Annotated in this window: 11 protein-coding genes and 2 pseudogenes; all 13 read left to right on the top strand. The window is 53.2% G+C overall.

The annotated features are described in order from the left end of the window. Positions 1-525 (top strand): annotated as a pseudogene (locus SJQ66_RS04625) (dihydrodipicolinate synthase family protein); the annotation flags it as partial. 26 nt (positions 526-551) lie between these two features. After that, positions 552-1,331, top strand: coding sequence for an SDR family oxidoreductase (locus SJQ66_RS04620; RefSeq protein WP_024904344.1), 780 nt, complete (start codon positions 552-554; stop codon positions 1,329-1,331). Between the two features lie 97 nt (positions 1,332-1,428). Then, complete coding sequence (locus SJQ66_RS04615) at positions 1,429-2,319, top strand: transporter substrate-binding domain-containing protein (RefSeq protein WP_320533718.1); 891 nt, start codon at positions 1,429-1,431, stop codon at positions 2,317-2,319. A 14-nt stretch (positions 2,320-2,333) separates the two neighbouring features. Next, positions 2,334-3,002 carry an amino acid ABC transporter permease gene (locus tag SJQ66_RS04610; RefSeq protein ID WP_024904342.1) on the top strand — a complete coding sequence of 223 codons (669 nt, stop codon included), beginning with the start codon at positions 2,334-2,336 and terminating at the stop codon, positions 3,000-3,002. Continuing rightward, on the top strand, positions 3,002-3,808 hold the full coding sequence (locus SJQ66_RS04605) for an amino acid ABC transporter ATP-binding protein (RefSeq protein ID WP_024904341.1): 807 nt from the start codon (positions 3,002-3,004) through the stop codon (positions 3,806-3,808). Before SJQ66_RS04610 ends, SJQ66_RS04605 begins: the two co-directional genes overlap by 1 nt. A 62-nt stretch (positions 3,809-3,870) precedes the next feature. Then, positions 3,871-5,088 (top strand): porin, encoded by a 1,218-nt coding sequence (locus tag SJQ66_RS04600; protein ID WP_320533717.1) that lies wholly within the window; start codon positions 3,871-3,873, stop codon positions 5,086-5,088. A 53-nt stretch (positions 5,089-5,141) separates the two neighbouring features. Next, entirely contained in the window at positions 5,142-6,356 is a 1,215-nt protein-coding gene (gene metC / locus SJQ66_RS04595) for a cystathionine beta-lyase (RefSeq protein ID WP_320533716.1), read from the top strand. Between the two features lie 34 nt (positions 6,357-6,390). Next, positions 6,391-8,787 carry a molybdopterin-dependent oxidoreductase gene (locus SJQ66_RS04590; RefSeq protein WP_320533715.1) on the top strand — a complete coding sequence of 799 codons (2,397 nt, stop codon included), beginning with the start codon at positions 6,391-6,393 and terminating at the stop codon, positions 8,785-8,787. Beyond that, on the top strand, positions 8,784-9,908 hold the full coding sequence (locus SJQ66_RS04585; RefSeq protein WP_407691458.1) for an NAD(P)/FAD-dependent oxidoreductase: 1,125 nt from the start codon (positions 8,784-8,786) through the stop codon (positions 9,906-9,908). Before SJQ66_RS04590 ends, SJQ66_RS04585 begins: the two co-directional genes overlap by 4 nt. A 1,097-nt stretch (positions 9,909-11,005) precedes the next feature. Continuing rightward, the gene (locus tag SJQ66_RS04580; protein ID WP_024904336.1) at positions 11,006-11,926 is read left to right on the top strand and encodes an alpha/beta fold hydrolase; all 921 of its coding nucleotides are present in this window, start codon (positions 11,006-11,008) and stop codon (positions 11,924-11,926) included. 145 nt (positions 11,927-12,071) lie between these two features. Continuing rightward, positions 12,072-12,758, top strand: a pseudogene (locus SJQ66_RS04575) (glycosyltransferase); the annotation flags it as partial. 76 nt (positions 12,759-12,834) lie between these two features. Beyond that, positions 12,835-14,250, top strand: coding sequence for an IS1182 family transposase (locus tag SJQ66_RS04570; RefSeq protein WP_320533713.1), 1,416 nt, complete (start codon positions 12,835-12,837; stop codon positions 14,248-14,250). Positions 14,251-14,408: 158 nt separating this feature from the next. After that, entirely contained in the window at positions 14,409-14,957 is a 549-nt protein-coding gene (locus SJQ66_RS04565) for a glycosyltransferase (protein WP_320533712.1), read from the top strand. The last annotated feature ends 55 nt before the right edge of the window (positions 14,958-15,012 follow it).

The following is a 15,012-nucleotide window of genomic DNA, read 5'->3' as shown; positions in this document are numbered from 1 at the left end:
TATAACAATCCGCCGCGTGTAAAAACTGATCTACATTGGGACAGCTTGATCCGCATATTCAAGCACCCAAATTATGTGGTTCATAAGGAATCGACTACCCGTGTAGGACAGGTTGCGCAAATGCTCGCGGCGAACACGGATGTATCCATCATGTGCTGCGACTCACCGAACCTGGGATTGGTCGTGCCTACCATGAGTCTGGGTGGGCATGGTACCGCAAATATGACGGGCAACATTGCACCCGCTGAGATTGCAACGATTTCTACGCCCTGGAAAACACCTGAGCAAGCAGAAATATTCAAGGCGACCTACCTTCGCATGCTGCCCATCCTTCACTACACGTATTCCGCGATAAATCCCGTTGCAGTGAAATGCTTGATGAAAGCGGTTGGATTGCCCGCTGGCGATTTGCGCCGTCCTTTGCGTGGCTTGGAAGGCGAGGCGCTCGAACGCGGGCTACGCGCGGTACGTCATCTAGGCCTGGACAAACAATATGACTTCCCAATGCGGCCTCTCGAACGCTAAACAGCGCGCGAAAAGGGAAAAAGAATATGGATCTTCAGATCAGCGGCCGACGCGCGCTTGTTTTTGGCGGTAGCCGAGGTATGGGACGTGCATGTGCGCTGCAACTGTCGATGGAAGGCGTGCAAGTGACCATTGCCGCGCGCACCTTGGCCACGTTGCGGAGCGCAGCGGAAGAAATCGAGGCGATCAGCGGGCATTTCGTGGATGTCGTGGTAGCAGATATTGCGACGGAAGCAGGACGCGATGCCGCTTTAACAAGTTGTCCGGCACCTGACATCTTGATCAATAACGGTGACGGACCATTGCCGGGAGACTTCAGGAATTGGCGTCGTGACGATTGGATACAAGCGATCGACCAGATGATGTTCGGGCCGATCGAAATGATCCGGCGCACGGTTGACGGGATGATGGATCGGAAATTTGGCCGGATCGTCAATATTGTGTCCCGCAGCGTAAAAATACCGCAAAGTGAATTGGGCCTGTCGAACGGTGCGCGGTCGGGATTGGTAGGTTTCGTTGGCGGATTGGCCAGGCAGACGGTAGCCCACAACGTCACGATCAACAACCTCTTGCCTGGCGTCTTTGCCACTGACGCGCAAGTTCGCCACATTCGTAACATGCCGAATGTCACGGATGAAAATTTTCAAGCGATCTGGGACGCGCGGCAGCAATCGACACCGGCCAAGCGCTATGGCGCCGCCGAGGAGATTGGACAGTACTGCGCCTTTCTCTGTTCTGCAAATGCAGGATATATCACCGGACAAAATCTGTTGGTCGATGGCGGCAGTTATCCGGGCACGTTCTGACAGAGGCGTTATACCGGGGAACATCCAGTTTTTGTGAAAATGGTTGCATGGCGTGGCTTGCCGCTGTCACTTCAGTCCAGTCTTGGATTGGCGCCGCATGACGTCACCATCACTGATGCGCAAGCACACTACAAAACGGGGTTACAGAATGTCTAATCGACGTACGTTTTTGTTACAGACAGGCGGCTTGATTAGTGCGAGCTTTTTCGCTCATGAAACGTGGGCACAGCCTTCGTTCGGAAACACGCTTGAACGAGTGCAAAAGACCAAAATCCTGCGTATCGGTGCCGTTCGTGGTGGTACCCCTTACTACTACAAAAATATCGTCAGCAATCAATGGGAAGGCTGCATGATTGATATGGCCTCGGACCTCGCGAAAAGTCTGGGCGCAACTACTCAGATTAACGAAACAACATGGGGTAACGCGGTATTGGATCTACAGGCCGGTAAGATAGATGTATTTTTTGGTTTGTTTCCCACGGAGCAACGACGCGAAGCGGTCGCGTTTTCCGATCCGCTTTTTCATAACGCCAATTCATTGGTGGCCCGTCCTGGCTTTAACCCAACAACTTGGGAGTCGCTTAACAAGAAAGGCGTACGAATCGCGGTGGATCTCGGATCGTCCTACGATGCCCTGGTGACCAAGACTTGCCCGGAGGCCACCATCATGCGATTCGACAAGACGAATGACGCAACGTTGGCAGTACAGGCCGGCCGGGCCGATTGCCAGGTAACCGTCATCATTCTCGCATTGACAATGCTGAAGAAAAATCCGTCGATGGGACACCTTATCGTGCCTCTACCGATGGCGTCTACCACCACCAATGCGGCACTGCCCAAGGAAGAAAGCGATGCGTGGCAGGGGTACTTCAATAAGTGGTTGGCAGGCATGCATCAGAGCGGAAAAATCAAGCAGATCATGTTGAGTAATCTAGAGAAGCTGGTGGGGGTGAAGCCCAGTGATATTCCATCGCAAGTCAACTTTTAAGTTACGGGGGCGACGTGTATCACTGGAATTTTTCTGACATTCTGCCTTACTGGCAGCTTTTCATGGTGGGTATTGGCTACACATTGCGATACACCCTTATCACAATCGTGGCAGGTATGGGCGTAGGGCTTTTAGTCGGTCTGGGACGTTTATCAACGGCCCGTTGGATTGCCGGGCCTTTCCGTTTTTATGTCGAAATATTTCGCTGCTCTCCCGTTCTGGTGCAACTGATCTGGTTTTACTATGCACTTCCGGTATTGACCGGCGTGCAAATGTCAGCAGCCACGGCATCCGTGCTGGCACTGACATTGTATGGCGGTGCTTTTTATTCGGAACTCGTCCGTGGTGGCGTGCTTTCCATTGACAGGGGCCAGGCGGAGGCGGCCAAGGCATTGGGAATGCGCCGCCATCTGATTATGTTACGCATCATATTGCCGCAAGCTTGTCGCCGGATGATACCGGCGCTCATGAATCAATCGATCATGCAGTTGAAGAACACATCGCTGCTATCGGTTCTCGCTTTGCCTGATGTCTTGTATCAAGGACAAACCATCGCACACGAAACGTTCCGCCCGCTAGAGTCCTATTCCATCGTCGCTTTGGTTTATCTCGCCTTGCTTTTACCCGCGACATTTGCGTCTCGGCGTATCGAGAGCAGCTTTGGTACCGTATCGGCACATTGATGAATGATATGGAAAACATGATAGAAGTCAATCACGTAAGCAAGGCGTTCGGTGATAATCTGGTCCTGCGCGACATCTCCTTGAACGTAAGGAAAGGGGAAGTGGTGGCTCTGATCGGTCCTTCCGGCTCCGGGAAGTCAACGTTGTTACGCAGCATCAATCTACTGACGATTCCTGACACCGGTTCCATTCGTGTTGGACGTACGTTGCAATCTTTCGACCGCGCTAAAACGCGTCTTCCAGGAGATAAAGTCCTATCGGAATTCCGCGCCCGCACCGGGATGGTATTTCAGCACTTTAATCTGTTTCCGCACTTGAGCGTACTCCAGAATGTGATGGAGGGCATGTTATCCGTATTACATACGCCAAAAACAGAGGCCAGGACTCAAGCGTTGGCCTTGCTGGCTAAGGTAGGACTGGAAGATAAAGCGGCCATGTATCCGGATCGTCTGTCGGGGGGACAAAAGCAACGCGTGGCGATCGCCCGTGCCTTGGCGATGCGCCCCGAGGTAATGCTGTTTGATGAGGCTACATCTGCTCTCGATCCCGAATTAGTCGGCGAAGTTCTGAATGTGATAAGAGCCCTTGCAAATGAAGGCATGACGATGCTTTTGGTCACGCATGAAATGAACTTCGCTCGCGACGTCGCTGATCAGGTGGTGTTCATGCGAGATGGTGTGGTCGTGGAAATCGGTCCGGCACGACAGGTATTAGACGTACCATCGCACCCTCTCACACAAGCGTTCCTAGCGCGATATCATTCGCCGGAATTACAAACCTTGACACAGACGCAGCACGTTTCATGAATAACGGGTAAATCGCTAGTTTCTTTCTTAACTGCATTTATATTTTAAATATAGGACCACGAATGAAAAAATACATAAGCAAAAGATTCATCGGTACTGCGCAAGAGAAAGGAGAATGTCGACATCTGTTGGTGTTTTTCGGTGTTCGTATGGGGCTGTGCGCAGCGTTGGGCGCAAACGCGATGCAAGCCCTTGCACAAAGTAGCGTGACGCTTTACGGCATCGCCGACGGTGGGGTGACGTACACCAATAACGCGGGTGGAAAAAGTGCTTTCCAAGCCACCAGCGGGGGGCGTGGAAGCAGCCGCTGGGGCCTCAGAAGCACAGAGGATCTTGGCGGGGGTACGTCGGCGTTATTCCAGTTGGAGAACGGCTTTAATATGATGACAGGGGCCAACCTGCAGAATTCTAGAGAATTCGGGCGTATGGCCATCGTTGGGCTGAAGAATCGCTTTGGGCAAGTCACGCTAGGGCGTCAAGATGATGTCATGGTCACCTATTTAGGCGCATACAGTGCGTCCGTTCTGTTCGGTGGGTCCATGGCGGCGCATGCGGGGGATCTCGATAACACCTTCGCGGACTACAAGTTTAATAACACCATAAAATTTTCTTCGCAAAGCTATCATGGGTTGAGCGTGGGCGGTTTGTATGGTGTCGGTGGGATTGCCGGTTCAATAGGCACGAACCAAGTGTGGGGTTTGGGCACGCAATATTTAGCAGGCCCCGTTTCCCGAGGTGCCGTTTTTCATCATATTAACAATCCTGCCGTAACGTATTTTGACGCGAGCACGTCAGCCGTTGCCAACACGACCTTCACGAACCCTGTCACGAATCCCATATTCAAAGGTTATACGTCGGCGGCAAGTATCGACACCTATGGTATTGGCGGCGCGTATGTCTTGGGACGCGCAACCCTGGCCGCGACATTGACACGGACGCAATTCAACGCCGTAAAGAAAACCACGACTACGCCTGTCGGTGGCATCAACCCAGTACTTACTAGTGCAGAACTGATTTACAAATTCAAGCTGACCCCTTCGTTGGCACTGGCCTCGTCATTTGCTTATACCAAAGCGGAAGCGGCGAAATATGAGCAGCTCACCTTGGGTTCTCAATATGCGTTGTCAAAATCAACGAGCCTCTATGTAATCGGTGCCTGGCAACATGCGTCGGGAACGAACTCGATGGGGCAAAAAGCCGTCGCGAACTTAAATTTGCTCACGGCATCGACGACAGCCAATCAGCTAGCCGTTCGCGTCGGTCTGCAGCAATCGTTCTAGCCACGCCAACATCTTGATGAGACTGTCTGGAAGACGTTACATCAGGATTTCCAATGTTTTCCATCAACGGGCACCTATTCATGGCGAGTCATCTCCAGGACGAAACGCGCGTCGTCCACGTTGGACGGCATCCAGAGCAATTTAACGGCGTGGTTAATACCCCGATCATTCGCGGTTCCACGATCTTGTCATCGTCACTTGCGGAATGGCAAGAAAAGAAAAAAGCGCAACGCTCAGGTGCTGTCGGCACGTATTATGGTCGTTTTGGCACACCTACCACGCATGCGTTTCAGGAAGCGATTGCCACACTTGAGGGGGGATATCGTGCGTTGGTCTATCCATCGGGTCTTGCCGCCTGCAGCGGCGCATTGCTCTCCTTTGTCGCCGCCGGCGACCACGTGCTGATGACGGACAGTGCTTATTCTCCTACACGGAGTTTCGCGATTCGCCTACTCAAGCGGATGGGTGTGGAAACGACGTTTTACGTGCCTTCCGCCGGCGAATCGATCGAAGCGTTGATCCGGCCGAACACACGGGTGCTATATATCGAATCCCCAGGTTCCGAGACGCTGGAAATGCAAGATGTTCCAACCCTGTCACGTATCGCACATCGTCACGGTCTTACGGTGATCGCGGACAATACCTGGGGAACACCGCTTTACTTCAAGCCATTCGAACATGGTGTGGACGTTTCGATTCAAGCCGCTACCAAGTATATCGTCGGGCACTCGGACGCGATGTTGGGCGTAGTGACATCCAATTCGTCCGCCTGGCCGCAAATCAAACAAACAACGCAGGATCTAGGTTATACCGCGGGGCCAGACGATATTTATCTCGCGCTGCGTGGTATACGGACGATGTCGGTACGCTTGAAGCGACACTTTGCCAGTGGCGTGCGCGTGGCGACGTGGTTGTCCACTCGCCCCGAAGTGCATACGGTTCTTCATCCTGCACTGCCTTCACATCCAGGCCATAGTCTCTGGAAACGTGATTATCGCGGGGCGAGCGGATTGTTCAGTATTGTGTTGCAGCCCGCACCGGTTGCCGCAACGACGGCTTTTATTGACGCGCTAAAATTGTTCGGCCTCGGTGCCTCGTGGGGCGGTTACGAAAGCCTTATCGTACCGTTCAATCCGGACGGCGAACGCGAGGTCGCTCCCTGGCCGTATGCGGGACAAGCGTACCGGTTACATGTTGGACTCGAGGATGTCGAGGATCTGATTGCAGATCTGTCGCAAGCCTTCGACGCCATGAAAATGTATCGCTAGTCTGAAAAAATATTGGCGGCGACAAAGGAAAACCATGGCTAGCAAAACGTACGAGACCGCTGGCGATTCGCAAGGCAATGGCGATAGTGAGTTTGACCTCGATCATGACGGTCGCGAGAAGCGTTTCCCTTCCTTGTCGCATTGGGGCGCATTTGAAGCCATTGTTCGTGAAGGGCGATTAATCCGTTGTGATCCTTTTAAAAAGGATCCGGCTCCTTCCCGACTTCTGAAAGCAATGGTGGAACAGGTGTATTCACCGTTACGGGTAAAGCGTCCAGCAGTGCGGCGGGGATGGCTTGCCGCTCGAGAGCGATCGGATCGTTCCGCTCGCGGCGTGGAAGGGTATGTGGAAGTATCGTGGGATGTGGCCCTGGATCTCGTTGCGGGTGAGCTGCAGCGGGTTAGGGCGCAACATGGCGCGCAAGGTCTATTTGGGGGCTCCTATGGATGGTCCTCGGCGGGGCGTCTACATCATGCGCGCACCTTGACGCATCGATTTCTGTATTCTGGTGGCGGCTGTATCGATCAACAAGGTAATTACAGCTGGGGCGCCGCGCAGTTTCTTCTGCCGCATGTGATTGGTACGTATGCGCCCGTCAGTGGCCGTGTTACGGACTGGAACAGCATCATTGCCAATACAGGTCTAATCATTGCATTTGGCGGACTCGCCTTGAAGAATGGCGACATTACGTCTGGCGGTGCAGGCGAACACGTAATGGGTCAGTGGCTAAACGAAGCATACTGCGCGGGAATTCAATTTGTTTCGGTGAGCCCGTTTCGTGCCGACACCCCGGAAAACATCAATGCCGAATGGATTGGCTTGCGCCCCAATACAGACACGGCCTTGATGATGGGAATGGCGCATACATTGTTGATTGAAGGACTGCATGACGCGGCCTTTCTGGATCGATACTGCGAAGGGTTCGACGCGTTTGCCCAATATTTATTGGGCAAATCGGATGGCGTTGTCAAAAGTGCCGCATGGGCGGAGGCACTGACCGGTATTCCCGAAAAGCACATCATCAACTTGGCAAGGCGCGCTGCGTCTTCTCGATGTTTAATAACGGTCGCATGGTCTCTACAACGCGGGCATCATGGGGAACAGCCTTGTTGGACGGCGGTCACATTGGCTGCGATGCTGGGCCAGATCGGCTTGCCCGGCGGCGGCTTCGCGTTTGGGCACGGCTCGATGAATGGGGTAGGGAACCCTCGTGGCGATTTCCCAGGGCTTGAAATGCCAACTGGAAAAAACCCATTGGGTAAAGGCATCCCCGTTGCCAGACTGACAGACATGCTTTTATCGCCAGGGCAGCAATATGACTTCAATGGCAAGACGCAGACCTATCCAGACATTCGTATGGTGTATTGGGCCGGTGGAAATCCGTTCCATCATCATCAGGACTTGAATCGATTGATGCGGGCGTGGGAAAAGCCAGAGACCATCGTGGTCCATGAAGCATGGTGGACGCCAACGGCTCGCCGGGCCGACATTGTGTTGCCAGCAACTACCACATTGGAGCGGAACGATATCGGTGGCTCATCACGCGATCGCTTTATATTAGCGATGCATCGTGCGATTTCGCCAGTGGGCGATGCGCGGAACGATTTTGATATTTACCGCGATCTAGCCGCGCGTGCGGACCACGAAGTGGCGTTTAGCGACGGCTTGAACGAGCGCGGCTGGCTGCAGCGCATTTATCAGGATGTTGTCGATGGCACCGCTAAACAAGGAATGGCACTACCGGATTTCGATGCATTTTGGCAATCGGGTCATATTGAATTTCCTCCTCCCGAAAAGCATTTCGTCCTGTTCGAGGCGTTCAGAAGCGACCCATTAGCGTGTCCCTTGAAAACGCCCTCGGGAAAAATAGAAGTCTACTCAAAGACCATCGCCCAGTTTGCTTACGACGACTGTCCGCCGCATGCTAGTTGGCTAGCGCCCAAAGAATGGCTTGGTAGCAATACGACGGCAATTTCACCCCTACACTTGATCACGAATCAACCGGCTGACAAGCTGCACTCCCAAATGGATGCCGGTAGTGTTTCATTGGCTGAAAAAATACAAGGTCGGGCACCCATTTTCCTTCACCCGGAAGATGCGCGCACACGAGGTATTCGTGACGGGGACGTCGTACGCGTGTTCAACGAGCGAGGTGCATGTTTAGCAGGAGCAGTCGTAACCACCGACTTGGTCAGGCAAGTTGTCATAATGCCCACTGGCTCATGGTTCGATCCGGAGAGCGCCACACTGGAGCGGCATGGCAACCCGAACGTGCTGACGCTGGATGCCGGAACGTCGAGGCTGGCGCAAGCCCCCAGCGCGTTATCGGCACTGGTTGAAGTAGCGTTGTGGCATGGCGTGGTACCACCTATGAAGGCTCATCAACTCCCCGAGATCTGTGCGCTTGAACGGGAAAATCCAATTCAATGAAATCACTTGATGTCGTGGTCGTCGGTGCCGGGTTAGTGGGGACGGCATTGGCTTATGGTTTGGCAAAACAGGGGCAAACGGTGACTGTGTTGGATGCCGACGATACCAGCCATCGTGCCGCCCATGGAAACTTTGGTTTGGTGTGGGTCCAAAATAAAGGTTATGGCTCGGGTTCCTATGCGCGCTGGACCCGCATTGCAGCCGAAGAGTGGAAAAATTTCGCGTCGTCTCTTTTCGATGAAACCGGCGTAGATTCGAAACTGGAGCAGCGGGGCGGTTTTCACCTATGTTTCGACGACTTGGAATTAGCCAAACGCCAGGCGCGATTGGAAAGCATCCGTACGTCGGTGGGCGGCAACTATCCGTTCCGGATGCTTGAAAGGTCGGCGCTTGAATCATTCCTGCCGGGTATTGGCCCCAGTGTGGCTGGCGCGAGTTTTACTGAGATGGATGGACATGTAAACCCATTATTGCTGCTTCGTGCTTTATACGCCGCATGTAGGCAACGGGGTGTTTCTATACAAGGCAAGCAGCGCGTGGAATCGATTGCCTATGTGAGCGACGCGGGCTTTGCGATCAAGGCCGCCGCTAAAACATTTCACGCCGCCCGGGTCGTTCTATCCGCCGGCTTGGGAAATGCGGCTCTGTCAAGTCATGTTGGCCTGCAAGCGCCAGTGCGCCCCAATCGAGGCCAGATACTGATCACAGAACGCGTTGAACGCTTTCTGGAATACCCCACTTCCTATGTTCGCCAGACCGATAACAGCACCCTACAATTAGGCGACTCAATGGAAGACGTTGGTTGGGATGACGGAACCACTCCCGACATGCTGGTGTCCATAGCAGCACGCGCCGTTCGCTGTTTTCCTTTGTTGGCCAATGTAAAACTCGTGCGCGCATGGGGCGCGTTGCGTGTGATGAGTCCCGATGGATTTCCGATATATGCGGAATCGCCAACGTATCCTGGCGCGTTCGTTGTAACGTGTCACAGCGGCGTCACGCTGGCACCATTGCATGCGGGTCGCATTGCTCGATGGATAGCGGGACACGGTCAACCTGAAGGCATTGACGAATTTCGATGTGATCGGTTTGCCAGGGAGTCTGGTTTTCACGAGCATTAACGTGCTGGAGAAATGATTCATGTCGCCATGTGAATCGGATGACCAGTTCGTGTCACCCGTCCCTCGGCTGGGCAGGAGCGCGCTTGCGCATCTCGCTGGCGAGTGGATACGCCATCATCGACGACAGGGCAGGTGAAAGCTTGATACATAGACCTATTTCCCCTAAGCATCTAAATATAGCCAAAGATGTTTAGCAAGACGCACTCAACGACTTATTATTAAATATAAGTTAAATTATTTGTCTAGCACACAAAAAGTATGCTAGCCAAAGATTTTAAAAAACGTTGCGCAACCACAATGTGTAATATATTTTTTGCCTTGACACAATATTCATATTATTAGATCTCACAAAACCAAGTCAGCATGACTGATATTAACATTTAATAATTATTAATTGATCAACACATGCATCTAAAACGTACGTATTGCCTTAAATTTACAAAATGAAAGAATTTCATTGTGTCAGTCAGGGTCGTCACTTTTTTTAGCGCCGAAAGACAGTCCCGGGACAGCTGCTCTTAATTCGCTATATCAAACGCATGCCCACCGATACGTCTTACGCAAACGTTCTACAGATGCCTGACGATAGTACCCGATCGAACGTACGCTGACATGCTTGAAGCCATTGTGAAAAGAATGACGCGTTTAGAGGTCCGCACCCATTGTCCAGGTTGAATTGATAGTCATGTATGGATATGTCACACGGTACTTTTCGTGTGCGGCATAAATGCGACGAAAAACCTTGGTTTTGCCATAATTTTTACATCATTCCGCATGATACCTTACAACGAAAATCATCTTCTATAATTAATTGTGCAACTAAATCGTTCATATCGACGGAACACTTTGAAAGCCTAAAATTTCAAAAATAATAACCAGCAACATTCAAAAGGCATGGCAATAAAAATCTTGAGTTTTATCGGGTGATACCCTATGCTGACCATACGATGTAACGTTTATTACCGAGTACAACCTTTCCTGTTCTTATAACCATCCATTGCTGGAAGCGGCGTCGGATAAATGCGCTAACGCAGGCGCTTCAACGCGCCTTGCCCAATAATACTGCGTTGTATTAATCTCACCATAACGGGTGTCACATGTTCGTTGAAAGGACCGTGGTCCAAGTACCGTCCTCGCTCAACCTTCACGTCGAAAACCATATTTTCGACGTTGATCGAGAGAGTGTGATACTGGTGAATGGCGCATTGTCCACCACCGCTTCATTCCGCAAGACAGTAAAGTATCTCAGCGCACGATATAATGTTATTTGTTTCGACTTGCCATACGCGGGGCAATCTCGCCCGTTGAATGGCGATACCAATTTCTTGCTGACGAAGGAGGATGAAGTCGACATCCTTCTACACTTGATTCATCGCTTCAAGCCGAAATTTTTGTACTCCGTTTCGTGGGGTGGCTTGGCATCTCTGCTCGCGTTGGCCCGCGAGCCCAGCAGCATCAAGCGCGCGGTTATCGGCTCTTTTTCTCCGTTCCTGAATCCAGCCATGGTCGACTATGTGACGCGGGCTCGCGCACATATTCATGCCGGCGAAAACCTGCAAGCCGCGCAATTGTTAAACGATACGGTTGGCAAGCATCTGCCGCGCATGCTGAAGCACACCAATTACATGTATTTGACAAGTCTGCCCGAAACGGAACAAAAACAGGTCGCGTTCCACGTCGAGCAAATCCTTGCGTTGCAACCCGAGAGTTACATGCATTGTCTGTCGAGCATTCAAAGCAAGGTCAAGTTTATCAATGGCGACCTCGACGAATACACGACCTCGGCCGATATTCGAACACTGGGACGATACATCCCGGATGCCGAATTCGAGACTGTAGCCAATACCGGACACTTTCTGGAGCTGGAAGGGCGCGAACAGGCTGCGGCAATGCAGGAAGCACTCATGGATTTCTTCGGTGGTGGCCAGCGCTGGGATCATCCAGTTATGCCTCAACCGATCGTTACCCCTGCATTGATGCGTTCAGCCGCTGTTGCCAACTACGAAGCGGTTCAATAAACAGGCCTATTTACACCCCTGCCTATAACGCGTGCACGGCCCGTACCATTCGTGACGGCTGGTTGGACCATGTATTACCTGTGCAGGCGAAAAACGTCAATGCGCAGATCCTGCCACGCCGGTTGACCTTGCGAGTAAATTCATCATGTCCCAGATCGTCATTACGGCAATCGGTTCGGCAGGCGACGTCCATCCGCTGCTTGGCATCGGCCGTGCATTGGCACGCCGCGGCCACCGCGTGGTCTTTTGTTCGCATCCGCCGTTCGAGGAATTGGCATTAAAAGAAGGGTTCCGTTTTGTCCCGATCGGCACGCGCGCCGAGTACGAAAGCGCGATCAACAATCCTGCGTTGTGGCATCCGCGCACCTCGTTTCGTACGTTATGGAATGTGATCGCACCATCCATTCGTCCACATTACGATGCATTGTGCACACTCGTCGATGACGACACCGTATTGGTGGGAACGTTGTGGGCATTCGCCGCCCGCTTGATGCAAGAGCTCCATCAGGTACCGTACATCTCGGTACAGATCTCGCCATCGACGTTGTTGTCGGCGATCGCACCACCAACGCACAAGCGGATGAACTTGCCTACGTGGTTGCCTTTGCCTGTGAAGAAACAATGCTTGGCTTTCCTCGAAAAAAAGATGCTCGACAAGACATGCGGACCTGCATTGAATCAGGTTCGCGCGTCTCTTGGCTTACCCCCTGCGACGCGCATTCTGGGGCGGTGGATGCATTCGACCGACAGCGTTCTCTGCCTGTTTCCCGCTTGGTTTGCGACACCTCAGGCGGATTGGCCAACGAATCACTGGATGTCTGGTTTTCCGCTGATTGTGTTGAAAAAGTCTGTCGACGTGCGGATTGTTCGGTATTCTGGAGGACATCGATCGACGGGAGTGATTCGTCATGATGGGTCAACTGGGCAGCGAACAGGACAAACTTTTCTACTCGTTCAACCTCGACAATCACGTCCCTCGCGAACACCTGTTGAGAGGCATCGATCACTTCCTAGATTTGAGCGATCTTCGTCAGCATCTCGCGCCGTTCTACAGTCCGATGGGACGGCCATCGATTGATCCGGAGCTCATGATCCGCATGTTGATCGTCGGTTACTGTTTCGGCATTCGGTCAGAGCGCCGCCTGTGCGAAGAGGTGCATCTGAATCTTGCATATCGATGGTTCTGCCGCCTGGGTCTGGAGGACACCGTACCGGAACACTCGACATTCTCCAAGAACCGCCACGGTCGCTTCCGCGATAGCGATGTGCTACGCCATGTGTTCGAGTCGGTAGTGGGTCGATGCATGTCCGAAGGGCTTGTCAAGGGAGAAGGATTCGCGATTGACGCGAGCATCATTAGAGCCGATGCGAGCTCTGTACGCGCTGTTCCGGGTTCTGATCCCATCGACGGGGACTGCGTCAACGGCCAAAGCCGTGCAGTGCGGGAGTATCTGGAAGCATTGGAAAAAGCCAATTCGGCAAACACCGAAGTGGCAGAGAAGGAAGAGACATTGACGCCTCCAAAGAGGCTATCTCTGACGGATCCCGCCGCGAGCTGGACAGCCGCGAAGGGTGGCTTGCCGTTCTTCGCCTACTCGACCAATTATCTGATTGACCTGCAGGCGGGGATCATCGTGGACGTCGAGGCGACGCCCGCGAACCGGACGCACGAAGTGGAATCAACCAGAACGATGATTGACCGTGTTGAGCGGCGGCATGATCTCAAACCTCGACGTCTTGCAGGCGACACCGCGTATGGCTCAGCGGCGATGCTTGCCTGGATGATCCAAGAGAAGGAAATTGCACCACATGTTCCGGTCTGGGATAAAACCGCACGCAAGGACAACACATTGTCCAGCAGCGAGTTCAAATGGGATGAACTGGCCAATGAATATCGCTGCCCCACCGGGCACGCACTACGCAGTGATCGACGCAAGTTCAGAAACCCGCGCTCGCGAGTCACGAAGGCTGACACGATCATCTATAGGGCAAGCCAGTTTGACTGTGAGGGCTGTTCGATGAAGGATCGCTGCTGCCCGAATACACCATTTCGCAAGATCGCCCGCAGCATCCATGAAGCTGCGCGTGACGAAACGAGGCGTATTGCAAAGACCCCTGAATACAACCGATCTTGCCGTGAGCGAAAGAAGGTGGAAATGCTATTCGCCCATCTCAAACGCATCCTGAAACTGGACCGTCTGCGACTGCGAGGTCCGAGCGGTGCCCATGATGAGTTTCTGATGGCAGCAACTGCGCAAAATCTGCGAAGAATGGCCAAGCGGCTCATGCTAGGAAGCCAGCAGATGAACCAGGCAGTCGCATGACGGGCAACGGGCCTCGTTGCCCTGTCCAAGTTCGCCGCTTCGCCAATCCCCACAACTCGAAAACGTACTGCTGACTCCAGCGTTTCAAGACAAAACAAGACTTTTTCAACACAATCCCGCTATTTGACGACGTTGCGGCGCAGCGGCTCGACGGCGAGGTGACGGGATTTCTTGCCACCGGCAATGCGCCTGTTGTATTTACTCCGGGATCAACCGGTATCGACGCGCATACGTATTTCGGTGCTGTTGATAAAGCGATCCGAAACACCGGTATGCGCGCGATCGTACTCGCTCGTAACACGGGCGATCGGTGGCGTGATCGTCCGGACGTTCTGGTGCGGGAGTTCGTGCCCATGAGCGCGTTGTTGCCACGCTGTGCCGGGATTGTTCACCACGGCGGCATCGGAACCGCAGCATTGGCGTATGCGGCGGGCGTTCCACAAATCGTGACACCGTTCGCCCATGACCAATTCGACAATGCGCAACGTATCGTAAAAAGTGGCTGCGGCGTGCGTCTTGACAGCCCTATCGATGGCGCTGTATTGACGGAGGCGCTGAAGTCGGTGATACGCAATCCCGAGATGGCATCCCGTTGCGCGGAAGCCGCGCAACGTGTGCTGCAAGCGGGCGACTGCTGCGATGCCGCCGCCCAACATATCGAAGGGTTTGCAAGTCGCGCGGCCAGGGTGGAGAAAAAAGCGGCCTGAACAACATGAGATGCTCGCCGCCCCGAGGACAGGCTAGCGGCGATTCTCCGTCGTT

This window comes from Robbsia andropogonis, from assembly GCF_034047095.1.
Taxonomy (GTDB): Bacteria; Pseudomonadota; Gammaproteobacteria; order Burkholderiales; family Burkholderiaceae; genus Robbsia; species Robbsia andropogonis.
Note: the sequence above shows the minus strand (reverse complement) of the source record. Positions and strands in the feature narration are given on the sequence as shown.

Excerpts from the sequence above, each read along its gene's own strand:
- SJQ66_RS04620 (WP_024904344.1), top strand. The coding sequence starts at position 552 with ATGGATCTTCAGATCAGCGGCCGACGCGCGCTTGTTTTTGGCGGTAGC.
- SJQ66_RS04615 (WP_320533718.1), top strand. The coding sequence starts at position 1,429 with ATGACGTCACCATCACTGATGCGCAAGCACACTACAAAACGGGGTTAC.
- SJQ66_RS04605 (WP_024904341.1), top strand. The coding sequence starts at position 3,002 with ATGAATGATATGGAAAACATGATAGAAGTCAATCACGTAAGCAAGGCG.
- SJQ66_RS04600 (WP_320533717.1), top strand. The coding sequence starts at position 3,871 with ATGAAAAAATACATAAGCAAAAGATTCATCGGTACTGCGCAAGAGAAA.
- metC (WP_320533716.1), top strand. The coding sequence starts at position 5,142 with ATGTTTTCCATCAACGGGCACCTATTCATGGCGAGTCATCTCCAGGAC.
- SJQ66_RS04590 (WP_320533715.1), top strand. The coding sequence starts at position 6,391 with ATGGCTAGCAAAACGTACGAGACCGCTGGCGATTCGCAAGGCAATGGC.
- SJQ66_RS04585 (WP_407691458.1), top strand. The coding sequence starts at position 8,784 with ATGAAATCACTTGATGTCGTGGTCGTCGGTGCCGGGTTAGTGGGGACG.
- SJQ66_RS04580 (WP_024904336.1), top strand. The coding sequence starts at position 11,006 with ATGTTCGTTGAAAGGACCGTGGTCCAAGTACCGTCCTCGCTCAACCTT.
- SJQ66_RS04570 (WP_320533713.1), top strand. The coding sequence starts at position 12,835 with ATGATGGGTCAACTGGGCAGCGAACAGGACAAACTTTTCTACTCGTTC.